This is a genomic window from Pedobacter psychrodurus (genome assembly GCF_004331735.1).
GTDB classification, from domain to species: Bacteria; Bacteroidota; Bacteroidia; order Sphingobacteriales; family Sphingobacteriaceae; genus Pedobacter; species Pedobacter psychrodurus.
In genome coordinates this window covers 86,908-110,908 of record NZ_SJSO01000008.1, presented here as the reverse complement: position 1 = coordinate 110,908, position 24,001 = coordinate 86,908, and the positions used below count along the sequence as shown (strand labels likewise).

Annotated in this window: 27 protein-coding genes; 8 read left to right on the top strand and 19 right to left on the bottom strand. The window is 37.3% G+C overall.

The annotated features are described in order from the left end of the window. Positions 1 to 128 precede the first annotated feature (128 nt). The 4 genes from kbl (at position 129) to EZ456_RS12135 (ending at position 3,492) form a co-directional block, all read left to right on the top strand. Positions 129 to 1,316: a glycine C-acetyltransferase gene (gene kbl / locus EZ456_RS12150; RefSeq protein ID WP_131530494.1), complete on the top strand. Its 1,188-nt coding sequence runs from the start codon at positions 129 to 131 to the stop codon at positions 1,314 to 1,316. 148 nt (positions 1,317 to 1,464) lie between these two features. Then, positions 1,465 to 2,505, top strand: a complete 1,041-nt coding sequence (gene pheS / locus EZ456_RS12145) for a phenylalanine--tRNA ligase subunit alpha (protein ID WP_131530492.1) — start codon at positions 1,465 to 1,467, stop codon at positions 2,503 to 2,505. Then, entirely contained in the window at positions 2,505 to 2,915 is a 411-nt protein-coding gene (locus tag EZ456_RS12140; protein WP_131530490.1) for a Rieske (2Fe-2S) protein, read from the top strand. Before pheS ends, EZ456_RS12140 begins: the two co-directional genes overlap by 1 nt. A gap of 1 nt (position 2,916) precedes the next feature. Further along, complete coding sequence (locus EZ456_RS12135; protein ID WP_056094783.1) at positions 2,917 to 3,492, top strand: TetR/AcrR family transcriptional regulator; 576 nt, start codon at positions 2,917 to 2,919, stop codon at positions 3,490 to 3,492. Positions 3,493 to 3,650: 158 nt separating this feature from the next. On the opposite strand, the gene EZ456_RS12130 is transcribed toward EZ456_RS12135, so the two are convergent. The 6 genes from EZ456_RS12130 to carA all read right to left on the bottom strand — a co-directional run bounded on the left by EZ456_RS12130 (position 3,651) and on the right by carA (position 9,628). Beyond that, entirely contained in the window at positions 3,651 to 4,334 is a 684-nt protein-coding gene (locus EZ456_RS12130) for an XAC2610-related protein (protein WP_131530488.1), read from the bottom strand. A gap of 55 nt (positions 4,335 to 4,389) precedes the next feature. Then, positions 4,390 to 5,346 carry a Fic family protein gene (locus tag EZ456_RS12125; protein WP_131530486.1) on the bottom strand — a complete coding sequence of 319 codons (957 nt, stop codon included), beginning with the start codon at positions 5,344 to 5,346 and terminating at the stop codon, positions 4,390 to 4,392. 115 nt (positions 5,347 to 5,461) lie between these two features. Beyond that, positions 5,462 to 6,538 carry an ABC transporter permease gene (locus tag EZ456_RS12120; protein WP_131530484.1) on the bottom strand — a complete coding sequence of 359 codons (1,077 nt, stop codon included), beginning with the start codon at positions 6,536 to 6,538 and terminating at the stop codon, positions 5,462 to 5,464. Between the two features lie 181 nt (positions 6,539 to 6,719). Beyond that, positions 6,720 to 7,484: an ABC transporter ATP-binding protein gene (locus EZ456_RS12115; RefSeq protein WP_131530482.1), complete on the bottom strand. Its 765-nt coding sequence runs from the start codon at positions 7,482 to 7,484 to the stop codon at positions 6,720 to 6,722. A 96-nt stretch (positions 7,485 to 7,580) separates the two neighbouring features. After that, positions 7,581 to 8,441, bottom strand: coding sequence for a hypothetical protein (locus tag EZ456_RS12110; RefSeq protein ID WP_131530480.1), 861 nt, complete (start codon positions 8,439 to 8,441; stop codon positions 7,581 to 7,583). Between the two features lie 74 nt (positions 8,442 to 8,515). After that, positions 8,516 to 9,628 (bottom strand): glutamine-hydrolyzing carbamoyl-phosphate synthase small subunit, encoded by a 1,113-nt coding sequence (gene carA / locus EZ456_RS12105; RefSeq protein ID WP_131530478.1) that lies wholly within the window; start codon positions 9,626 to 9,628, stop codon positions 8,516 to 8,518. A gap of 35 nt (positions 9,629 to 9,663) precedes the next feature. On the opposite strand from carA, the gene EZ456_RS25125 reads away from it, so the two are divergent. The 4 genes from EZ456_RS25125 to EZ456_RS12090 all read left to right on the top strand — a co-directional run bounded on the left by EZ456_RS25125 (position 9,664) and on the right by EZ456_RS12090 (position 12,165). After that, positions 9,664 to 9,837, top strand: coding sequence for a hypothetical protein (locus EZ456_RS25125; RefSeq protein WP_165501312.1), 174 nt, complete (start codon positions 9,664 to 9,666; stop codon positions 9,835 to 9,837). A gap of 111 nt (positions 9,838 to 9,948) precedes the next feature. Next, the gene (gene panB / locus EZ456_RS12100) at positions 9,949 to 10,764 is read left to right on the top strand and encodes a 3-methyl-2-oxobutanoate hydroxymethyltransferase (RefSeq protein ID WP_131530476.1); all 816 of its coding nucleotides are present in this window, start codon (positions 9,949 to 9,951) and stop codon (positions 10,762 to 10,764) included. Between the two features lie 151 nt (positions 10,765 to 10,915). Next, entirely contained in the window at positions 10,916 to 11,602 is a 687-nt protein-coding gene (locus EZ456_RS12095; protein WP_131530474.1) for an RluA family pseudouridine synthase, read from the top strand. 134 nt (positions 11,603 to 11,736) lie between these two features. Next, positions 11,737 to 12,165 (top strand): hypothetical protein, encoded by a 429-nt coding sequence (locus EZ456_RS12090; RefSeq protein ID WP_131530472.1) that lies wholly within the window; start codon positions 11,737 to 11,739, stop codon positions 12,163 to 12,165. A 124-nt stretch (positions 12,166 to 12,289) separates the two neighbouring features. Here EZ456_RS12090 and EZ456_RS12085 read toward each other — a convergent pair whose 3' ends face one another. The 13 genes from EZ456_RS12085 to EZ456_RS12025 all read right to left on the bottom strand — a co-directional run bounded on the left by EZ456_RS12085 (position 12,290) and on the right by EZ456_RS12025 (position 23,836). Further along, positions 12,290 to 12,763, bottom strand: coding sequence for a hypothetical protein (locus EZ456_RS12085; RefSeq protein WP_131530470.1), 474 nt, complete (start codon positions 12,761 to 12,763; stop codon positions 12,290 to 12,292). 207 nt (positions 12,764 to 12,970) lie between these two features. Next, complete coding sequence (locus EZ456_RS12080) at positions 12,971 to 14,281, bottom strand: sensor histidine kinase (protein ID WP_131530468.1); 1,311 nt, start codon at positions 14,279 to 14,281, stop codon at positions 12,971 to 12,973. Positions 14,282 to 14,392: 111 nt separating this feature from the next. Beyond that, complete coding sequence (locus EZ456_RS12075; protein WP_131530466.1) at positions 14,393 to 15,070, bottom strand: response regulator transcription factor; 678 nt, start codon at positions 15,068 to 15,070, stop codon at positions 14,393 to 14,395. Between the two features lie 67 nt (positions 15,071 to 15,137). After that, positions 15,138 to 16,361 carry an aspartate aminotransferase family protein gene (locus tag EZ456_RS12070; RefSeq protein ID WP_165501311.1) on the bottom strand — a complete coding sequence of 408 codons (1,224 nt, stop codon included), beginning with the start codon at positions 16,359 to 16,361 and terminating at the stop codon, positions 15,138 to 15,140. Positions 16,362 to 16,430: 69 nt separating this feature from the next. Continuing rightward, the gene (locus tag EZ456_RS12065; protein WP_131530464.1) at positions 16,431 to 16,871 is read right to left on the bottom strand and encodes a hypothetical protein; all 441 of its coding nucleotides are present in this window, start codon (positions 16,869 to 16,871) and stop codon (positions 16,431 to 16,433) included. 4 nt (positions 16,872 to 16,875) lie between these two features. Continuing rightward, complete coding sequence (locus EZ456_RS12060) at positions 16,876 to 17,532, bottom strand: hypothetical protein (RefSeq protein WP_131530462.1); 657 nt, start codon at positions 17,530 to 17,532, stop codon at positions 16,876 to 16,878. A 33-nt stretch (positions 17,533 to 17,565) separates the two neighbouring features. Further along, entirely contained in the window at positions 17,566 to 18,126 is a 561-nt protein-coding gene (locus EZ456_RS12055; protein ID WP_131530460.1) for an RNA polymerase sigma factor, read from the bottom strand. A 79-nt stretch (positions 18,127 to 18,205) separates the two neighbouring features. Beyond that, positions 18,206 to 19,162 (bottom strand): transketolase family protein, encoded by a 957-nt coding sequence (locus EZ456_RS12050; RefSeq protein WP_029274068.1) that lies wholly within the window; start codon positions 19,160 to 19,162, stop codon positions 18,206 to 18,208. A gap of 139 nt (positions 19,163 to 19,301) precedes the next feature. Further along, entirely contained in the window at positions 19,302 to 20,147 is an 846-nt protein-coding gene (locus EZ456_RS12045) for a transketolase (RefSeq protein WP_131530458.1), read from the bottom strand. A 57-nt stretch (positions 20,148 to 20,204) separates the two neighbouring features. Further along, the gene (gene bcp / locus EZ456_RS12040; protein WP_131530456.1) at positions 20,205 to 20,669 is read right to left on the bottom strand and encodes a thioredoxin-dependent thiol peroxidase; all 465 of its coding nucleotides are present in this window, start codon (positions 20,667 to 20,669) and stop codon (positions 20,205 to 20,207) included. Between the two features lie 212 nt (positions 20,670 to 20,881). Continuing rightward, positions 20,882 to 22,615 carry a M23 family metallopeptidase gene (locus EZ456_RS12035; RefSeq protein ID WP_131530454.1) on the bottom strand — a complete coding sequence of 578 codons (1,734 nt, stop codon included), beginning with the start codon at positions 22,613 to 22,615 and terminating at the stop codon, positions 20,882 to 20,884. Positions 22,616 to 22,618: 3 nt separating this feature from the next. After that, positions 22,619 to 23,230, bottom strand: coding sequence for a fumarylacetoacetate hydrolase family protein (locus EZ456_RS12030; RefSeq protein ID WP_131530452.1), 612 nt, complete (start codon positions 23,228 to 23,230; stop codon positions 22,619 to 22,621). 75 nt (positions 23,231 to 23,305) lie between these two features. Further along, positions 23,306 to 23,836 (bottom strand): T9SS type A sorting domain-containing protein, encoded by a 531-nt coding sequence (locus tag EZ456_RS12025; protein ID WP_225876528.1) that lies wholly within the window; start codon positions 23,834 to 23,836, stop codon positions 23,306 to 23,308. Between the last annotated feature and the right edge of the window lie 165 nt (positions 23,837 to 24,001).

The window sequence follows — 24,001 nt, the reverse complement described above, 5'->3', positions numbered from 1 at the left end:
CAGATTGGTGCTGATTACTTCATCGATCAAACGTTTGTCTGCAAAATAAGGGGATAAAATTGCCTTTTTAGGTCGGAAAAGACTTTTTTTTATAACTTTGGACGTAAAATCAACCATATAAAAAGGCCATGTATAAAACATTACAACCTGTTCTTCAAAAAGAACTTGAAGAAATCGAAAACGCTGGATTATTTAAACGCGAACGTATTATTATTACACCTCAGGGTGCCGACATTAAAGTAAGCGGTGGTGCTGAAGTAGTCAACTTTTGTGCAAATAATTATTTAGGACTTTCTTCTCATCCAAAAGTGATAGAAGCGGCTAAAAAAGCAATCGACAATCATGGCTATGGAATGTCTTCAGTGCGTTTTATCTGTGGAACACAAGATGTGCACAAAGAACTGGAAGCTAAAATTTCTAAATTTTTAGGTACTGAGGATACCATTTTATATGCTGCTGCATTTGATGCAAACGGAGGAGTTTTTGAACCATTATTTAACGCAGAAGATGCTATTATTTCTGACGAATTAAATCACGCATCAATTATCGACGGTGTTAGATTGTGTAAAGCACAACGTTTCCGTTATAAAAATGCCGATATGGAAGATTTGGAAAAACAATTAATTGCGGCCAAAGATTGTAGGCACAGAATTATTGTTACCGATGGTGCTTTTTCTATGGATGGATCTGTTGCTCCATTAGATAAAATTGCAGATCTAGCTGATAAATACGAGGCATTGATTATGATTGATGAATCGCACTGTACAGGTTTTATCGGTAAAAACGGTCGTGGAACACACGAGCATTTCAATGTGATAGACCGTATTGATATTATTACGGGTACTTTAGGTAAAGCTTTAGGCGGTGCATCTGGTGGTTTTACCTCTGGTAAGAAAGAAATTATCGATATGTTGCGTCAACGTTCACGTCCTTATTTGTTTTCTAATACCTTAGCACCAGCAATTGCAGGTGCATCTATCGCAGTATTGGATATGCTAAGCGAAACCACATCATTAAGGGATAAATTAGAAAATAATACGAAGTATTTCCGTGAGAAAATGACCGAGGCTGGTTTTGATATTAAACCTGGTTTCCATCCAATTGTTCCGGTAATGTTATACGATGCAAAAATTGCACAGCAATTCGCAGCTAAAATGTTAGAAGAGGGTATTTATGTAATCGGGTTCTTTTATCCGGTTGTACCTCAGGGCAAAGCGAGGATCCGTGTACAATTATCAGCCGGACATGAGCAACACCATTTAGATAAGGCCATTGCTGCATTTACCAAAGTAGGTAAAGAATTAGGTGTAATTTAAAACCTATAGATCTACGATAACTATAAAAGCTGCTTTAAGCGGCTTTTATAGTTTATGGGTTCATTTTCTTTTATAATGGTATTGTAAACAGATTATTTGAACTCATCAACCCTAAAATTATTGGATAATTTGCTGTATATTTGAAGCCATGTTACAGGATAAAATAACACAATATACCGATAAAATTAATGCTTTCGTAACTGAAAAAGCAGACGAGTTAGAACAATTCCGCATCAAATATTTAGGGAGCAAAGGTATAATCAAAGAGATTTTCGACGAATTCAAATCGGTTTCTGTTGAAGAAAAAAGATCATTAGGTAAAGTTTTAAATGAGTTTAAACAACTGGCAGAATCTAAATACTTAACTTTAAAAGAATCTACTGAAAGTTCTGAAGCGAAAACTGAAAATACACAACAAGATTTAACTTTACCTGGCGAAGGTTTCGAGATTGGTTCGCGCCACCCTTTAGCTTTGGTACGTAGGGAAATAGTAGAGATTTTTGCTAAACTTGGCTTTACAGTAGCAGAAGGCCCTGAAATTGAAGATGATTGGCATAACTTCTCGGCACTAAACTTCCCTGAAGAGCATCCTGCAAGAGATATGCAAGATACTTTTTTCATTAAAAAAGGAGGAGAAAAAGGCGATATTGCTTTGCGTACACATACTTCTTCGGTACAGGTGCGTATGATGGAGCAAGGCCAGCCGCCATTCAGAGCAATTATGCCAGGCCGCGTTTACCGTAACGAAGCCATTTCTGCCCGTGCACACTGCTTTTTTCATCAGGTGGAAGGTTTGTATGTTGATGAAAATGTTTCATTTGCCGATTTAAAGCAAACCTTATTTTATTTCGTTCAGGAATTATACGGAGAAGGTACCAAAGTACGTTTCCGCCCATCATATTTTCCTTTTACAGAACCATCTGCAGAGATGGATATTTCTTGTACCATTTGTAAAGGCGCTGGCTGTCAGTTCTGTAAGTACAGTGGTTGGGTAGAAATTTTAGGCTGCGGTATGGTAGATCCTAATGTTTTGGAAAACTGTGGTATCGATTCGAAAAAATACAGTGGTTTTGCATTTGGAATGGGAATAGAACGTATTACAAATCTAAAATATGAAATTAAAGATTTGCGCTTATTCTCTGAGAATGATGCGCGCTTCTTAAAGCAATTTAAATCTGCTTTAATTTAATGATGAAATACCTATACAGTATATTGTTTGTACTCGTAATTGTCGCAGGTTGTGGTAAAGATGAAGGTTACATTCCTGATGTGGCTGTAAATTATAATGTAACCTTAACAGAATTTAGTCTTAAGGCGGTAAATAACGTATTGGTAGTTTCTAATAACGGGGTGGGTGGACTATTGATTGTAAAAACACCACTTGGAGGATATGTTGCCTTTGATCGCTGTAGCACCGTAAACCCGGAGAAAATCTGCAAGGTGACGCCCGATGAAGGTGGTTTTACTGCAACTGATCCTTGTTCTGGAGCGAAATTTTTACTGCTTGATGGCAGCCCACAAAAAGCACCTGCAGAAAGAAGCTTAAAAGCATACAATGTTTCTTTGCAAGGCAACACACTAATACACGTAAGCAATTAAAATGGAAGCTGAAAAAATAAAAGAAACAGTAAAAAAGGCTGCCAAAGAACTATTTAGAAAATACGGTTACCATAAAACCAGTGTAAACGAAATTGCAAAAAAGGCCCGTATAGCTAAAGCAACAATTTACAAATATTTTGAGAGTAAGGAGCAGGTTTTGGATAGTATCCTGATGGATTATCTGGACCAGAATCTTTACGAAATATTGCACAATAAAGTAAGTTATGGTTCAGAAGAAGAGCACTTAAAAGCACTGGTCATGAAAACAAGTCGCTTATCATTTACGGCGTGTAATGAGTTTATCGGTTGGGATTTTGTTCGCGAAAATGCAAACTCACAGGAGTTTTTAAAACATTTATCAGATCAGCTTGAGGCCTTACTACTTGCCGCTTATCTGCAATTGGATAACTTTAAGAATAACCCTGCCAGAAGAGAAGGGCTGGCCTTTCTGCTAAAAGCAAGTAAAAGTATTGTGTTTTCTTTCGCATTTACCTCAGTTAGCGATTCTGATGTTCGTAAGAACTTTGTAAGTTTCCAAAAAGAAATACTGCCTTTTCTGGTAAAAGCAGCACTTTAAATAGAAAAGCCCCGTCATCTCGACTGAAGCGCAGCGAAATGGAGAGATCTATCTAGTTGCTAAGATATTATAATTAGCTATTTATTGACCACAGATAAAAGGATGCATACAGATAGAACCTGTGTTTATTTTTCCTGATCTGTGGTTAAAATAATAGCCTATTGATTATAATAATCTTTCATTTTAAATTTTTGCACTGTTCTTTTTATTTTTCCATCAACAAGTTTTTGAGTAATTACCGTAACGTTATCTGCAATACTCGAATCTTCAATTACCGATGAATCTTCGTATGGTACGTTTTTAGTATCATATTTATAATTGATGGTTTTGTCAAAACAACATCCATCTTTTTGATGGATAGCAATTTGCTTTGTTTTTTTATCAATATCAAACATGCCCAGGTTTTCGCTGGCCAGCTTGGTAAGTTCCTTGCTCAGTAGAAACTTGTTTTCTTTTGATGATAAATAAATGTTGTATGATGGGCTGGCATAAGCGCCATTATTACCGTTTCTTATGGCGATATCTTCAAAGCCGTCGAAATTAAAATCGCCAAAAATTAAAGGTGTTTGATATTTGCCCAGATCCAGCCATCCAAGTTTAGCATTTTGAGTTTCAGTTAAGCCAAAATCTAAATCTTCGGAATGGAAGGTGTCTACTTCTCTGTCTGAGGCCTTATCGTAAATAATAATAGTCGCTTTTCCGCTGCAAGTATTACCTTCACATTTATCAACAAAAATTTTGGCCTTGTATTGTTCAGAGCTGTTATTGGCTAGGAATTTAAACTGTGCTTTCGAAGTATTGGTAATCAGTAAAATACCACAAAAGATGATCAGACTTTTCATTAAATGTTTTTCGGTAAAATTACATCAATATCATCCACCGAAAAGTTAAAAAAGGTTAACGTTTTCTTTTGCGTGTTTTGATATAGCTTTGTACTGCAGATTTTGTAGTAAGCCAATCTCTGCCTTCTTTGTAGGCATCTATTTTGCCCTGCCTAGCCAATAGGCTCACATATTCTTGCCCATAAGGAACGTCAGGTTCAGAAACAATATGTGATATTGGTTCGTAATCTCCATAATCGTTTCCTGGCAGTGCGTTCATATAGATATTTAACGAGCGTTCTAGGGCCTGCAACATCAATAAGCAAAGTTTATGGTAATTGCCTTTGTTCGCTTGATTAAGTGCCTCATAGTATTTCTTTCTATCATTTTTGAGGATAATAGCAGGAGGGAAGCCATTTCGCATGAGTAGTAAATTCATGGCAAGCCTTACAGTACGGCCATTCCCATCAAAAAAAGGATGGATCCAAACGAGTTTATTGTGGAAAATAGTAGACAATACAATATCATTTAACCCCAAAGGGTTATCATTAATAAAAGTGATCAATTGATCTAATAAATCAGAAACCTTACTGGCATTTGGTGGAGTAAAATTTGCACCTACAATGCGTACACCGCCATTTCTTAAACGACCCGCATAATCATCTTCAATACTTCTTAATACTAAACCATGCAACGATAGGATATCTATGCTTCTTAAGCTGTAATTCTTATTCACTAAGGTGTAGAGGTAATCGATAGCTTTTTCGTGATTATAGGCTTCGAAATGTTCCCGTAACGATTTGCCTTTAACGGTCATACCCTCCTGTAAAACTATCTGGGTTTCTTTCAGGCTTAGGGTGTTTCCTTCTATACTGTTTGAATTATAAGTCCACTCTAGAGTGAGGTCTTCTTTAATGCGGTGTAGGGCGCTATTAGGCAATGGCCTCGAAGTTTCTAACTGGGCTTTTTTTTCATACAACCTATTTATTTGCGGCAGTAGTTCTTCTAAATCGCTTAAATCAAAATCCCACATACCCAAAGATAATAATTATCGGTTAGATATAAAAATATACTTATCCGATATTAATATTTTTTTCAAAAAAAATGATAACGTTTACGTTATCATTTCGAAATGTTTTTTAAAGTATTTATTCCCATTTAAATACTTTCACGGCTACTGCATAAATACCAATGCCCCAAAGTAATAGAATCATGATCTGAAATTTAACATCCCATAGGCCTAAGCCTTCAAAAGCTACTTTACGCATGGCATCGTTTAAATAGGTAAGGGGTAAAGCCGTGCTAATCGGCTGTAACCAGTTCGGAAAAGCCTCGATAGAAAAGAATGTTCCCGATAATAAAAACTGCGGCAAGGTAATAATGTTTGATATTGGTGGTACCATACTTTCGTTTTTGGCAATGCCCGAAATGATAAAACCAAAGCCCATAAAAACAATAACGCCAAGGGTGGCCAATATAAGCATATTGACGACCGTGAGCGCCCCATGTACGAGCGTAAAACCAAAAAAGAAATGGCCAATTAAGATGATGAATAATGCACCAATTAAGGCAAAGCCAATGCGGGCAATCCCCTCGCCAATTACGATGCTCGAACGTCTTACGGGTGTTGCAAAAAAGCGTTTAATTACCAGGGTTTGGCGTAGACTTAAAAATACGAATGCTGTTCCGAAAACGCCTGTGCTCAATAATGAAAAGCCCAATTGCCCAGGGAGGATAAAATCAATCGTTTTATATTCGCGGCCTTTAACAGTGCTTTCTTTTATTTCTGCTACTGTAGGTTTTAAGGTTTTATCATAAAAAATATTGTTTAAAACTGATTTTAAAATCCCGCCTTTATCTCTCGATGCAGAGGTATAGACTACGTTAACCGAATAAGCAGCAGAATTTACTTTTTTGTGTACATCAATCATGGCATCAACATTGCCCTTTTCAAGTAATTTATCAAACTCGGCTTTTGATTTATCTTTTACCAAACGGATCATTCCTGTTTTTTCGAGCATGCCCATCACCGGGTTGCTTACGTCTGAACCAGGTGTAACACCAACATCGATGTAGGTGCCGCCACCACCTAAAAATCCGAAGACCAAAATAAATATCAAAGGGAAAGCAAGGGTGAATACCACTGCCGAAGGGCTTCGCATAATCGATCTGAAACTCGCTTTGGCAAGGGCTAGGGTTGCTGTAAGGTTGTTATATTTTTTCATTTACTATTTGATTAATAGTTGTGCTGTTTTATGTTCTTAAACCCGATTGTAGTGTAAATCCTTTTTGTTTTATTTGCTTTTATTACCTGTGCATAGGGTTTACAAAAAGATTGTAACGAAAAGCGGGAATAACATTAATTGGAATGCTGCCCTTGCTTTTCAAAAAACCTTGAAATTTAAATTACTCACGCCATTCCTGCCCTGTTAGATTAATGAAAACATCTTCCAGGTTAGCTTTTTTAACTTCTTTTTTGCGCTCAAAACCGCTGTTAATCAATTTGTCTATTAAATTGTCGGGAGTATCCAAAGCGATAATCTGCCCGCGTTCTACAAAAGCAACGCGATCGCAAAGCTGCTCAGCTTCGTCCATGTAGTGGGTAGTAATTACAACTGTTGTACCTGCATTACGGATTTCGATAATCAGATCCCAAAGATTTCTTCTGGCCTGTGGATCTAAACCTGTTGTAGGCTCATCCAAAAAAATAATTTTGGGTTGATTAATTAGTGTAGTGGCAATTGAGAAGCGCTGTTTCTGGCCGCCCGAAAGCGCTTTGTATTTTGCCTTCGCCTTATCCTGAAGGTTTACTTTCTCCAGCATCTCCATCGGTTTGATGTTGGCGCCATATAAACCGGCAAAAAGTTCGATCAGTTCGATCAGGTTTAGATTTGGATAATAACCAGCCGCCTGTAGCTGTACCCCAATAATCTGCTTAATATCCTGTGGCTGTTTGTCAACAGAAAAACCATCAACAATAATTTCGCCAGATGTTTTATCTCTCAAAGTCTCGATAATTTCGAGGGTTGTCGTTTTTCCGGCACCATTAGGACCAAGCAGGCCGAAAATTTCATGCTCGTAAACTTCAAAACTAAGCCCTTGAACGGCCACGAAATCATCGTATTTTTTTACCAGGTCTTTAACACTGATAATGGCTTTTTTTGTTTCCATGTTGCGAATGTAAGCAGCTTTAAATGAATAGGGAATGAATTTTAATACAGTCGACCGAAAATGTCGGTAAAATGATGTTTGTTGTAGGTAAAATCACTAATCGGTGTTTATTCGGGTTAAAATAATAATGTCGCGATCTATTGAGTCTATTTTATAATTGTTTTTGGCTTTGTTAAAGTTCCCATCAAAAATAATTTTATCTTTTAAAAAGCTGAATGTTCCTTTAGTATTTATGCTATCGCTAGGAATAATATATGGTTCTCTATAGGTGCGATCATATTCCATTCGGTGTTTCCATGGGTTTTTGTATTCGCGTACCTTTTTTCCCGAATAGGTGCTGTTGGTTTTAAGTAACACCGAGTAAGTTGTTTTTAGATCATAAGATTCGGCACTCCAGGTGCTGTCGGGTTTCTTTGTTGCATTAAATCTATAGGTTAAGCCATATTGTACTTTTTCTACGAAATCCCTGTTGTTGGTTACCGAATTTTGAAGTCTAAAATTAGCATTTGTACCATATAACGTATCTAGATTTTTATTTGTAGTAAATATCCAGTTTGCATAAATATAATCTTCAGGCTTAATTATTTCATTTACTCTTTTTAGGTAGATAGTGTCTATACTTGTGGCAGCTCCTTTTCCCTGTCCGCCACCGAAAGCGTTGTGCCCTTCAATCGTATAGCTTAAAAAGCCTTCCTTTTTTATGTCTTCAGAAATGTGCAGGGGCGGAGCTTCCATCGTGAAGATTTCTGGTATGAAAAACTTGTTGTACCGTATTTCTTTTAGATAAAATTTTCCATTTGCATCAGTAAAGGCTTCGCCTACTTTACATCCAACAACTGGTTTGTTCTGATAGTCTAATATAGTGCCTGTGATTGCTGGTCTTGACAATCTGGAGATACAAGAGCTAAACAAACAGATTGATATGGCAAGACACGTAGGGAGGTGGTTTTTGAACATGTTCTAAATTAAATAAAAAAACACTGCCAATAGATATGAGCAGTGTTTTAATGCTTTAACAGAAAACTGGTGTTTTACCAGGTTAATTCGCCTTTCATTACATCAACAAAATCGTCGAATAAGTAACGCGAATCGTGTGGGCCTGGAGAAGACTCAGGGTGATATTGAACCGAGAATGCCTTTTTGCCTTTAACTCGGATACCTTCTATAGATTTATCATTTAAATTAATGTGGGTAATCTCTACCTTATCAGAGTTTCTAACCTCATCAGGAATTACACCGAAACCATGGTTTTGTGAAGTAACCTCACAGTGGTTTTTGATGATGTTTTTAACCGGGTGATTTAATCCACGGTGACCGTTAAACATTTTCATGGTGCCAATGCCATTTGCTTCGGCCAATAATTGGTGACCTAAGCAGATGCCGAACAATGGTTTGTCAACCGCTAAAATTTCTGTGATCGTTTCTACAGCGTATGGCATTACTGATGGATCGCCAGGGCCGTTTGAAATGAAGTAGCCATCAGGACTAAATTTTTCCATTTCGGCAAATGTGGTTTTAGCTGGGAAAACCTGAACGTAGATATCGCGGTTTTCGAAATTGCGCAAGATGTTTTTCTTAATGCCTAAATCTAAAGCAGCAACTTTTAAGCTTGCTTCAGGGTTACCGTAAAAATAGGGTTCGGTAGTACTTACTTTAGACGAAAGCTCTAAGCCTTCCATTGATGGTACTTCGGCCAGTTTTTGTTTTAATTCTTCAAGATCGGTAATTTCTGAAGAAATAATTGCATTCATTGCGCCTTTATCTCTAATGTGACGAACCAATGCGCGTGTATCGATATCCGAAATGGCAACCAGGTTATCATTCTGGAAATAATCCTGGATAGATTCTGTTGCTTCTTTACGGCTATAAACGATGTTGTAATTTTTGCAGACTAAACCGGCGATTTTGATCGAACCTGATTCGATTTCATCTTTGTGGATACCGTAATTACCAATATGTGAATTGGTGGTAACCATTATCTGTCCAAAATAACTTGGGTCAGTGAAAATTTCCTGATAACCTGTCATCCCGGTATTAAAACAAATTTCGCCAGTAGTGGTTCCAATTTTTCCGGCCGCTTTGCCGTAAAAAACTGTGCCATCGGCCAGTAATAAAATCGCAGGTAACTTGGTGTAGTTAGTCATGGTAATTACAATATGGATTTTGATTAAAAAAAGAGTTGAAAAAAGAATGGCTTTCGGCATTAAAGCCGTTTTTGCGGGGTGCAAAAAAAGATGAATATATCCCTTCCATTTCGGGGTACAAAGATAGAGCTTTAGATTGGAAATGTAAAGAGAAAAATGAAATAAAGCAGATGTTAAAAGCAGAAAGACCAAAGCTGAAAGTAGTATGACCTTATTTATTGAAAAATGATTTTTGCCTGAAATTGCTTTAGTCTTTTACCTTTGGTCTTTCAGCTTAATTAAAGAAAAAACAATACTTTTGGCAACACAAAACAAATCCCATGTCGGTACATAAAGAAATCAAACGCATCACTACGCACATTTTACAGGAAATGAAACAACGTGGTGAAAAAATATCTATGTTAACGGCCTACGATTATTCGATGGCTACCATTTTAGATGATGCAGGATTAGACGTTTTACTTGTTGGCGATTCTGCTTCGAATGTAATGGCTGGTCATGAAACAACTTTGCCTATTACACTAGATCAGATGATTTATCATGCTGCATCTGTAATTAGAGCAGTTAAACGTGCTTTTGTGGTAGTCGATTTACCTTTTGGCTCTTATCAGGGAAATTCGAAGGAAGCTTTGAATTCGGCAATCAGGATTATGAAAGAATCGGGTGCTCATGGCGTTAAACTAGAAGGCGGTGAAGAAATTATCGAATCGGTTCATCGGATCATCACAGCAGGAATCCCTGTAATGGGGCACTTAGGCTTAACACCACAGTCTATTTATAAATTCGGAACCTATACTGTTCGCGCAAAGGAAGAAGAAGAGGCAAATAAGTTAAAAACAGATGTTTTGGCTTTACAGGCTGCCGGTTGCTTTGCCATCGTATTGGAGAAAATTCCGGCTGCTTTAGGTAAAGAAGTTACTGAAAGCCTGCATATCCCAACTATTGGCATTGGTGCCGGACAAAACTGCGATGGACAGGTTTTGGTGGTAAATGATATGATTGGGTTAACAAAAGGCTTTAAACCGCGTTTTTTGCGCCAGTATATAAATCTTTATGACGAAATTTTAGGCGCAGCACAATCGTATATCCGTGATGTAAAAGCAAACGATTTCCCGAACGAGAAAGAACAGTACTAAGTTTGGAGTTGGGTGTTTTGAGCTTGGAGTTGCTTCAAGCGCAGATAAACTATCCAACTTTAAACAATTAAACAGTTAACCAATAAACTTTCGCAATAGACGATTTGCTTTATCAAATGAACTAATGACGAATGAACCAATGAACTAACCGATGCCAATTACCGATAACGACATCCTTTTTGAAGACAATCATTTAATCGCCATTAATAAAAGGGCGGGTGATATTGTGCAGGTTGATGAAACAGGCGATGAGCCTTTGGATGAACAGGTAAAAAAGTATATCGCTAACAAGTACAATAAACCAAATGGTGCTTTTTTGGGTGTGGTGCACCGTTTAGATCGTCCGGTGAGCGGCGTCATCTTATTTGCCAAAACGAGTAAGGCTTTGGAACGGATGAATGCTGTTTTTAAAAATAGGGAAGTAAAAAAAACCTATTGGGCGGTGGTGAAGAACAAACCAGAGAAAGAGTCAGCTACTTTGATCCATTGGCTGGTTAAAAACCCGCAGAAAAATGTGGTTTCTTATTATAATACTGAAGTTACTGGTAGTCAGCGTGCTGAGCTTTCTTACAAAGTAAAAGCCAAGGTTGGCGATTATTACCTCTTGGAGGTAGATCCATTAACCGGACGTTCGCACCAGATTAGGGTTCAGCTTTCATCAATGGGGTGCCCGATTATGGGCGATAATAAATACGGTTATCCCCGAGGAAGCAGAAAAGGAAGCATTTGCCTACATGCCCGTCGCCTACAGTTTATACACCCAGTAAAAAAAGAACCTGTAAATATATTTGCCAAATTACCGGTTGATGGGTTTTGGGAACGTTTTGAAGATTTATAGGTTGAGGTGTTTTTAGCACAGTTTTAACATTTAGCTATTTTTAATGTTACCGGAATAATGTTTCTTCAGTACTGAGTTTACATTTTATTTTTTGGCATAATATTTAACATGCTTAAGTAAAAAAATATAAACCAATGAAAAATACCTTCTTATCTATCGCCTCAATAGGCCTGTTGGCTTCAGCACTAGTTTCTTGTGATAGTACTAAAAAAACAGAAACCACTAAAGATTCTAGTGAAATTTCTTCCAGTGGAGACACCATTACAAAAGTAACTACAACAACAACTGAAACTGTTAAAACTGATATTCCAACTTTCTCGAGTGAAGAAGTAAACAAAGGCCTTGCTGAATATTCAAAACTTAAAGATGAATACGTTGCAGCTGTAAAAAGCAAAAATACTGCAGAAATTAAGGCATTAAGCGATAAATATACTGCTTTTGCAAATCAGGCAGCAGGCTGGGCAAGTAAGCTAAAGCCAGATGAAATACAAAAATATTCTGACTACATGCTCAAAATAAGCGAAGAATGGACGGAGGCAGCGAAGGAAGTAATAGCTAAGTAAAGCTCAAACTTAAAAAAAATCGTCATTCCCGCGTATGTGGGAATCCTAAAGCATTTTTTATTGGGCATTAAGATTCCCGATCAACCCGATAGCTATCGGGTTGGGAATGACGGTTCTTCGGAATTTATTTACAATCAATTTTGTCAAAAGTCATCGATCCATCAAACTTTAGTTTGCTTAGGTCTTTGAACTTGGTTTCGCCTTTTACTTCCTGTACATCGCCAAAGCCTTCTGCTAGCTGATCGTCCTTTTTCAAAAAAGCCACCTCCCTAATAGATGTTTTGCCTTCAGACTGAAAAGTGTAGTTGGCAATTATGGTATCGCCTTTAACAATTCCTGCTACAGTGCCGGCATTTTTATCTTTTTCGTATAAATTATAACCCAATGTACCTGTTACCTTATTATCGGCTGTTTTTAAAGATAGAATAGCAGTATCTCGGTTTTTAATGTACTGGTAACACTGAACGGAATTGGATGTTGCCGCTGCATTAGTTACTATAGTAGAATCTATTTTGGATTGTGTTTTTTTTGCCGTGCCGCCCTGGCAAGATGCCATAAATAATGTGGCTGCTCCTAGTATTGGAATGATGTTTTTCATTGGGATATGTTCTTTTCTTATTGAATTGATTTTTTATTATTAAAGCAAAGCCCCTGCCAAAAAAAATACCCTATCCCGATTTTCACCTCGGAATCAGGTTCTTTATAAAATAGATAAATGACATTTAGCATATTATTTACAGATAGTTTTTAAACTAGAAAGCTTTAAGATACAAGCCTGTATTTATTGGATTTTATCAGCTGAGTTTCATTTTAAAAAAAACAATGAAATGCTCGTTCCTTTATGTTCTTCAGATTTAATATCAACCTCTATTTTATGGAATCGGGCAATACTTTGCACAATGGCCAGCCCTAAACCGAAACCGTTTTCTTCGGTATTTCCCCTTTTAAAACGATCGAAAGCATTTTCTACCAGTGCTGCGCTCATGCCCGATCCGGTATCACTAATGGTGAGGATATATTTTTCGGCTTCCGTTTTATCGGTTATGGCAATGGCACCTCCCTCAACATTGTACTTTATCGCATTATTGATGATATTGATTAAAAGGGTGTGTATCAGTGCTTTATTTCCGGTGAAATGAAAATCCTTTGAAAGCTCAGCGCTATAACTGATGTTTTTATCTGCTATCCGATCTTCTAGATCTTCATATATATCATCAATTTCCTGTTTGAGGCTAATTTCTTCTGTTTTTAGGTATTGGTTGTTTTCAACCTTCGAAATGAGTAACAAACTGTTGATAATCACCTTTAAGCGGTTCAGTGTTTTTAATGATGCGTATATCTTATTTTCGTGCTCGACAGGAATATCTGGTGTATTCAGCATATTTTCGAAGCGTGTACTTAAAATTGAAATTGGGGTAAGCAGCTCATGCGAAACGTTAGCAATAAACTGCTTTTCTAAAGCGAAAAGTGTATTTATTTTACGCATTAGCGAGTTTATGCTGTTATCAAGGATTTTAAAATCACTGGTACTGGTGGGGATATTCTGGTAATTGTAATGTGAAGGATCATCAACCAAGTTGATTTTTTTATCGATGATGCGATAAAATGGCTTGAGTAAAAAGTTAGAGAAGGTATAATCAGCTACCAGGGTAATGAGCAATGCAGCAACGAGTACAATCAGCATATAGAAGCGGATTGAATTTTTAATCGATTGGAGAGCTGTCATCGTTTCTCCAATCTCTAGGTTATACCAATTTGTATGATAAGAGAATTTATAGTTTAAGATGCGGTATACTTCAATATCACCTTCAATCTCTCTTTTTTCGGTAAATACCTTCGCGGTAGAATCTTTTTGATTGTCAGGTATATCCGTTAACACAATAAATTCTTCTTTTAAAATATTGTAGTCAGTAAATGATTGTTCTTTGTTTAAAAGGCTGTCGATCTCATTATCATTTAAATTTTCGATGATTTTGTTTTTCTTTTTGATTAAACGGTTATCAAGTTGGTTGTAGGCAAGTCTGTCTAACGAGAATAAAATGATAGCCCCCAACAGCAAGATGATGGCGATTTTGGTTACTGCATTGTATAAAGAAAACTTAACCTGTAACTTCATTTATGTGGAAGATGTTTTATGTAAGATGGATGATGGTCAATAGCTCATTGGTTCAATTGTTATTGGTTCATTGGTAGATCGATCGACGCCAAACGCTTAACCCCAAACTCACTAGCAATTAATCCTATAGCCAATACTCCTTACGGTTTCAAACCAATCTGTTGCACTAACTGCTGCAAGTTTTTTTCGCAGGTTTTTAACATGAACATCAACAAAGTTGGAATCAGAATTGACTTCTAAAATATCACCCCAAACATGTTCGGTTAAACTCATTCTAGATACTACGCGGTTTTTGTTCAACACTAAGTAGTTAAATATTTCGAATTCCTTTTTGGTAAGGTTTAATCTTTCATCACCAAAAGAAACGGTCCTGTTCTGGATGTTTAGCAAGAAATCATGAATGTTTACCTCGTTTTTCTCTAACTTGTGTTTTCTACGGGTAATGGCGTGCATACGCGCTAAAAGTTCGTTTAGCGAAAATGGTTTTGGTAAATAATCGTCTGCGCCTTCATCAAGACCTTTAATCCGGTCGTCGACAGCGCTACGTGCGGTTAAAATGATTACCGCATCATCTCGATCTTTTATAGATTTCAACTGTTTCAAAATGTCGAAACCATCACCATCGGGCAAGCCCAGATCTAATAAAATGAAGTCGTAATTGTTTACAAATATCTTTTCTTCTGCGGAAGATTTTTTCCAGGCATGCTCTACAATAAATCCTTCTTTGCTCAAGAATTCATCCATTTCAAGCGCCAGGCTTTTTTCATCTTCAACTATGAGTACGTTCATTCAGTAGTCAGTTTTCGGTTTACAATTTTCAATTTATGGATCGCTAGTTAATGCGCCATTATCAGCTTTAGTCTTTCGGCTTTGGTCTTTTTTCAGCTTCCGTCTCTAAAACTAAGTTAATATTTTTTAAGATGATCGCACAAGCTACTACAATTTCTTCTTTGGTAATAATCAAAGGAGGGGCGATACGCATAGAATTGCTGCAATGTAAAAACCAGTCTGACAATACGCCGTCTAAGATACAGGCATCGATGATTTTTTTATTGATCTCGAAATTTTCAAATTCAACTGCAAGCATCAAACCTTTGCCTCTAATTTCTTTAATGGCAGGATGTTGGAGGAGCTGTTTAAACAATTGCCCTTTTTCTTCTACTTCATCAACAATGTGATCATCAACCAAAGTTCGTAAAGTAGCCAATCCAGCAGCGCAACAAACCGGATGACCCCCAAAAGTAGTCATGTGACCCAAAATTGGTGTATGTGACAATACCGACATAATTTCTAATGAACTGATAAAAGCACCGATTGGCATTCCACCGCCAATTCCTTTCGCCAAAAGTAAAACATCAGGCACAACATTGTAATGTTCAAAGGCGAACATTTTACCGCTTCTTCCAAAACCAGATTGTATTTCGTCGAAGATCAGCAAGGTTCCTGTTTCCTGGCATTTTGCTTTTAAGGCTTGCATATAGCTTAAATCTGCCACGCGGATTCCGGCTTCTCCTTGTATCGGTTCGATAAAAACAGCGGCAATTTCTAGGGTGATTTTATTAAGATCAGCTATATTATTATGTTCGATAAAACTTACATGCGGCAAGAAAGGTCCATAGCCGGAAGAATAGAAATCGCTTTCCATTAAACTTTCCGCTCCCTGTGTACTGCCATGATAGGCATTTTTACAGGCTATAAATCCTTTTCTACCCGTATACCGTTTGGCCAGTTTCATGGCGCCCTCTACAGCTTCAGTTCCTGAATTTAAAAAATAGGTACAGCTTAAGCTTTCTGGTAAAATATCGGCAAGGGCCTTGGCAAAATTTACCTGAGGCGTTTGCACATATTCGCCATAAACCATCAGGTGCATATAGGTTGCTGCCTGTTCTTGAATGGCCTTAACCACAGCCGGATGGCAGTGGCCAACATTACTTACGCCGATACCCGCAATAAGATCAATGTGTTTTTTATTTTGGGCATCGTAAATATAGATTCCTTTTGCCCTTACAAATTCGAGCATAAGGGGTTCTGGAGAGGTTTGTGCATTGTGTTGTAAAAACAACTGACGTTGGGTAAGCATGGCACAAAAGTACGGAAATGATAGAGTGCTTTAAAACAAAAAAGACCTACATTGCTGTAAGTCTTTTCTTTATTGCCTTTGGCCGCCTTTAAATCTATTGAGTAACTCGCGTTTAAAACCTTCCTGCGCCCGGTAAAACTTTCCAACCATTTTTATCGGCAATACCGCTTTAAGTTTGTTGTAATATTTTTTATCGAGATTAAGGTCTTTTTGCTTGAAGTCGAATTCGCTGGTAATTAAACTTTGCACCTGTGCATCGGTTAGGTTATCTATTTCAGTTGTTTTTCTGAAAGAGATCATTTTCTGCATGCGTTCTTTGCGTAAAGCATTTTGTTCTGCCTGCATATCATTATAAATCGGCCAGAAAATTTTAGCCTCTTCTGGTGATAGGTCCAGTTTTTGAGTAAAAAAAGCTATTTTAAGTGATTCTATTTCTTCTCCCCTTGGTTTTTGTGCCAATAGGGTAGTGGGTAATAAAAACATTAAAGCAACAAAAAGTAAATTCTTCATTATTTTAATTATTTAATTCCTGAGATAAATCACTTGACGAGAAATTACTCAAGATGTAGTTTTCCATTTCTGTATCTGACGCAGAAGTAGTTTTTATAATAGATGATGTAGTATTTTGCGCTTCTAAATGATCGATGATTGTACTTTCGTCAATATCATATAATAGCTGTTCGTTTATTGCTTCTGCAGATTGTGCCTGCTGAACCGCAGTGGTTGAGCCGTTCTGGTAAAAATAAACGCCAAACGAAGCCATTAATAAGAAACAGGCCGCGCTTGCATATTTAACAATGCTGCGTCTCCATAAAGGAATAATTTTGGCCTCCTTTTTAGGCTCCGATGCTGCAATCCTATCGGCAATTCTACTCTGCAGTGTGTCGAAATAATTTTCGGGTACTGCAAAGGCCTGTTCTGCCTTCGGAATTTCAGAAAGGGCAATCCTGGTTTGTATTCGTTCCGTTAAATCTTCAAAATAATTCTGCGGAACTTCAAAATTATTGTTGTTGGTTTTCTGTTTCAATCCATCCAAAAAGACAGCAGAAAAAATAGCCTCATCACATTTTTCGAAATATCCATCAGGAACGGAGAAAGGATTGCGTTTCCCCATTGCCGCGAGTGCAGGGGCTTCGTTCATCCAATCGTTATTTTCTATATTTTCGTTCATCACAGCTATATGATACAATTAAAGTGAAAAGGTTTAATAGTCTATTTCATCATTTGTAATAAAAGCTTCAATTTTTTTTGCTGCGATGTGAAATGATGCCTTTAATGCGCCTACTGAGGTTCCTAAAACTTCCGAAATCTCTTCATATTTCATATCATCAAAATATTTCATGTTGAAGATAATCCGTTGTTTTTCAGGTAAGGTAAGGATCGCTTTTTGCAGTTTAATCTCTAATTTATCACCGTTAAAATAAGATGATGCCACTAAATTATCAGCGAGTTCTGATGATACCTCATCTAAAGGTGTATTGTTGCGCTGCTTTTGCTTATTTAGGAAAGTGATAGATTCATTGGTGGCAATGCGGTAAATCCAGGTGTAGAGTTGAGAATCGCTTCTAAATTTATCTAGGTTTTTCCAAACTTTAACAAATACCTCCTGTAAAAGATCATCACAATCATCATGGTTTAAAACCAGCCTGCGGATGTGCCAGTATATTTTTTGCTGATATTTTTTTAATAACAGGTTAAAGGCTTCATTACGCGTGCGCTCGACAGCAAACATTGCAAGAATTTCTGAATCTTCAACTTGTTTCATTATATATAGATTTGAGATGTGAGAATTTCGATATGAGATTCGATTTCATGTCTCAAATCTCATATCTAATATCTCCAATCTATTTTTTTCTGCCAATTACTTTTTGAACAGCTTCAACAATGTTTACAGCATCTAAGCCATATTTAGACATTAATTGATCTGGCGTTCCGCTTTCGCCAAAAGTATCATTAGTGGCTACAAACTCCTGTGGCGTTGGCAATTCGGTAGTTAACAAACGCGCTACACTTTCGCCTAAGCCACCAAATTTATTGTGCTCTTCGCAGGTAACCACACAACCAGTTTTCTTAACTGATTTTAAGATGGCTTCGTCATCCAAAGGTTTAATGGTATGGATATTAATAATTTCAGCATCGATGCCCAACTCAGCTAATTTCTCACCAGCTTCGATCGCTTTCCAAACCATATGACCTGTAGCAATAATGGTAACATCTGTTCCTTCGTTAACCATCCAGGCTTTACCGATCTCAAATTTTTGATCTGGATCTGTAAATACAGGGATTACCGGACGACCAAAACGTAAATAAACCGGGCCTTCATATTCGGCGATGGCCATTGTTGCTGCTTTAGTCTGGTTGTAATCGCAAGGATTGATCACCACCATTCCTGGCAACATTTTCATTAAGCCGATATCTTCTAAGATCTGGTGTGTTGCACCATCCTCGCCTAAGGTTAGGCCAGCGTGAGATGCACAAATTTTAACGTTTTTGTTAGAATAAGCTACTGATTGGCGAATTTGATCGTAAACGCGGCCTGTAGAAAAGTTGGCAAAAGTACCTGTAAAAGGAATTTTACCACCAATGGTCATGCCTGCTGCAATACCGATCATGTTTGCTTCTGCAATACCAACCTGTGTAAAACGCTCAGGAAAATCCTTAATAAAAGCATCCATTTTAAGCGATCCAACTAAATCGGCACATAAGGCAACCACATTTTCGTTTTTCTTTCCAGCCTCATGTAGACCAGCTCCAAAACCCGAACGTGTATCTTTTTTTTCTGTATATGTATATTTTTTCACGTTTTTATATTTTTAATTAGCTGCGTTAAAGCTTGCTTCGCAGGTTTTTATTGTTTTTTAGATATGAGATATGAGATTTTAGATGTGAGACTGAGCGACAATTCGTCTCAAATCTCATGTCTATTGTCTCAAATCTAGTTTAGTAGTCCCCTAAAGTTTCTGGTAATTGTGCTAAAGCTAAAGCTAATTGCTCATCATTAGGCGCTGTACCGTGCCATTTGTGAGAACCCATCATGTAATCTACACCAGCACCCATTTGTGTACTCATTAAATTTAAGATTGGTTTACCTTTTCCGGTTAAAGTTTTTGCATAATGTAAACCTTCAACAATAGCTTGCATATCGTTACCATCGGTATTGATTACATGCCATCCAAAAGCTTCGAATTTAGCCTGTAAATCATCTAAGGCAAGAACTTTACTTGTTGGGCCATCAATTTGTTGTCCGTTATAATCAACAGATGCAATTAAATGATCTACTTTATTAAAAGGGGCAAACATTGCTGCTTCCCAGTTTTGTCCTTCTTGTAATTCTCCATCCCCTAAAAGGGCAAAGATGTAAGATTTATCGCCATTTAACTTTTTAGCTAATGCTGCGCCAATAGCAACCGATAGGCCTTGGCCTAATGAACCCGAAGCAATACGGATACCTGGTAAATGCTCATGGGTAGTTGGGTGACCTTGCAGTCTAGAATTTAACTTACGGAAAGTTGCCAATTCACTTTTATCGAAATAACCAGCGTGAGCTAATGTACTGTACCATACCGGAGAAATATGTCCATTAGAAAGGAAGAACAAATCTTCGCCAGCGCCTTCCATTGTGAAGTCTGTTTTGTGGTTCAATACTTCAAAATATAAAGCGGTAAAAAAATCTGTACATCCAAGCGAAGCGCCTGGGTGACCAGATTGACATCCGTGAACCATTCTTACGATATCTCTTCTGATTTGAGAGGCAATATCTTCTAGCTCTTTAATTGTATGTTTCATTAAAATAAGAGGTTGTTGTTACATAGCAAAGGTAATATTTTACCCGCTATATCATAATTAGTTATTGATTAAATCGAGTACTTGTTGTGTTGAGTTTTTTGTGTCAACTTTTTTGATGATATGAGCGATTTTTCCATCGCCATCTATAATGAAAGTGGTGCGAACTGTACCCATGTATTTTTTGCCATACATATTTTTTTCTGCCCAAACACCATAGTCATTTACAATTTTCTGATCGGTATCGGCCAGTAAGGTAAATGGTAAATTATGCTTGGTAACAAACTTCTGGTGCGATTTTTCGTCATCAACGCTAACGCCTAAAACTACAATATCCTTAGCCTGTAAACCTTGATAGTTATCTCTGAAATCGCAAGCTTCGGCGGTACAACCAGGAGTATCGTCTTTTGGATAAAAGTAAAGCACAACTGTTTTGCCTTTATAGTCGCTTAATGAAACTTCAATGCTGTTTTGATCTTTTGATGTAATTGCCGGTGCCTGATCACCTTCTTTTAACTCTGCCATATTTATAATGATTGAATTTTTGTATGCTTAATGATGGAGTGATATTAAATGATTGAATTTTGAATGATAGAATGTTAAATCATGACTGCAATTTAAACAGTTTAACCTATTATACTGTTGGATATATGTTAAAAGATGACATTTCTTAGTTTAAGTCGTAAATTTTAAGGGCACTTTGATCATGTAATCATTAAATCTTAAAAATCCTGTTCCTATCTAAAAAATGTTACTGTGTATTTTCGGGTATTCTCTTTCATGTCTACAACAATCAACTCTAGTATGTGCTTTCCTAAAGCTGTTCTTTCATCGAAGCTGTGCCAAAGTGTAGCCGTTTTGGTGTCGAATTCCATCAGTGCCCACTTGCCATCGATATAGCCATTAAAACTTTTTATTCCGGATAGATTATCGCTGATCCTAAAAAATATTTTAGATAAACCTGCCATGTTTTTTCCTTCAGCAATATTTACAGGTACTATTCGCGGGGCAATGGTATCGGTGGCGATATAAAAGCTGCCAAAGTTTTTCGGCGTGGCCTTAATATATCCATTATCGAAACTACCACCTTGAGAGGAGCCATTTGAATTTACAATCAATGCTTTACTCCTCAGGTTCTCCGGAAGATTATCAGCCTTGATCGAGATATCGAAACCGATGTGCAATGGCGTATACCTATTGTGAATCTGATGTACAGCCGACCAGGCATTTCCCATTGGTTTAGGCAATTTTTTATAATTGAAATTTAAATCGCTGTACAATGTCCCGAGGGGGAAAACCACTTTAATGTCCTCACTATTAAACTCATTCGCCTTATTGTATAGATAGATTATTCCGGCTGGAATAACCGGAGCTACAATAGGCGCTGACCCTGCATTTACGGTAAAAGGGAGGACTGAAGAGTTTCCTTTCGAATCGGTAATGATGTAACGCAGTTGATGTGTGGCACCATCATTGAAATTAATTCTTCCGCTATTGACTAAACCACTATAAATTTTTAAAGGATTACCAGGTTCAACAAAACTTTTCTGAATGCTTCTTTTGGTATTTAAATAAGTTGGGTAATCGATGTGCGAGTTGATGGCTTTACTATCTTCAAAAGCAAAACGTTCAAGAGCAGAAGTGTATACCTTCTTGCCATCTACTTCTAGCTGAATTGAATATACACCATTGGTGCCCGATAAACCATTGTGCCGATCCGTTACCACGATACCGAAACCAACCTCGCCAGTTAAGCTAACAGGTGCACTGGTTTTGTAACTGCCATTTGCTCCGCTAATGCCGATAGCTTGTTTAGGTGTCGATTCGTTAAAGCTTTTGCCATTTAAACGGTACACATACAAACCATGAATAACTGGCGGAATATTATCGGGGATGATGATTCCGAAAAACTGAGGATTGATGGTTTCTTCAGTTTTGGTGTCTCTGATTTCGAAATGTAAATGCGGACCGCCCGAACTACCACGATTACCAGACCAGGCAATAATCTCGCCTTTATGTACGGGAATTAATGTGGCATCCGGAAACTCATCAATCTCAAATGATTTTTTTTCGTATTCAAGGTTTTTAACAATGGTTGCAATTTTGGGGGCGAAACGTTGAAGGTGGCCATATACGGTAGTGAAACCATTAGGGTGGTTGATATACAGTGCCTGCCCAAAACCACTGTTCTGGACCCTTAACCTCGAAATATATCCATCTGCAACTGCATAAACTGGATAACCTTCGCGCTGATTGGTCCTGAAATCAATTCCAGAATGAAAATGATTGCCCCTGATTTCTCCAAAAGAACCTGCAAGGGCAGGAGGGCTAATATCTAAAGGTTGTCTGAAATCCGTAATCGGGTATTTATTTGTACTGAAAATCTGTTGCGCCTGAACAAAAACTGAAGCAAATAAAAGGCAAATTGAAATGGAAAATTTTAACTTGTACTGAATCGGGTTTTTAATCATTCGTTACTTTACATCAAAATTTAAAAGTTGCTTTCCTTCTAACCAGGCTTCCAATTTATCGCCTCTATTTGTTTTTCCGACACCCTGTGGCGTTCCGGTAAAAATTAAATCCCCTTTTTTTAAGGTGATGTATTGCGAAACAAAGCTGATTATCTTCTCGAACGAGAATAACAAATCTTTAGTATGGCCTACCTGGCGGCTTTCTCCATTTACCTTCAGCTCAAAATTTAAATTATAAAGATCCTCAAAATCACTTTTAGGAAGAAAAATACTGATAGGCGCTGAGTTATCAAAAGCTTTGGCCAACTCCCAGGGTAACCCCTTTTCTTTATGTTTGCTCTGGATATCGCGTGCAGTAAAATCGATGCCTAGTCCAATTTCATCATAATAATTGGCTGCAAATTTCTCGGCAATATGTTTTCCTTCCTTGCAAATTTTTAAGACCACTTCCAGTTCGTAATGAACATCATCAGAAAAATCGGGCAGGTAAAAAGGTTTATTATCTTTTAAAACGGCTGTATCAGGTTTTAGAAAAATTACTGGTGTGGTTGGAACCGGATTGTTCAGTTCTTTTGCATGTTCGGCATAATTTCGGCCAATGGCGATGATTTTCATTCTTAAGAATATGAAATATGATAAAATAGACGGGAATTAAATCCGCATCAATCAAAAATAGAAAAGAAAATGGTGTTATAAAACTGAGATCCGTTTTACCTGGCTTTCTGAGCCCGCAATAACCCTCAAAAAGTAAATACCAGGATTAATCCTGTTTGGAATGACGAAGCTTTTGGTCTGTTCACCAGCATTTAAGCGTTCGTTTGAAAGTGTTGCCACTTCATTTCCCAATAAATCGATGATTTTGATTGTAGTCTGTGTGCCATCTTTTCCGATAGATAAGATAATATTTAATTGATCTTCTACAGGATTTGGATATATTTTTACGATGGTTAACAATTTATCTTTTGCTACAACCGTTGTGTTTTTTGGAGTTGTAGAGTAAGTATTGAACATTCCAGAGCCGCCAACTGTCATATAAAGTGGCTTGTAAGGGGTAATATTGGCTTTGATTTCAGGAATTCTGCTTACTTTTTTTGTTCTGTTTTTTAAGCTAATGCGAATACTATCAGCTTGTTGTGCCCAAGAATTTACGCCGCACAGTAAAACAATGCACAATGTGCATGCAAGTTTTGTGAGGAACGTTATCTTAGCGTAGAGTTTCATCAAATTGGTATAGCAAATGTATTAATTTAAAACAAAGAAATTAAACATTTTGTTTAAAACCCATAATTTAACACAATTTAACAATAATATTTAATTTTCATAGTGTTAAAAATACACAATAATTTGGTTGTTAAATTGTTATAGTTAGTTTACTTTTGCCGCACT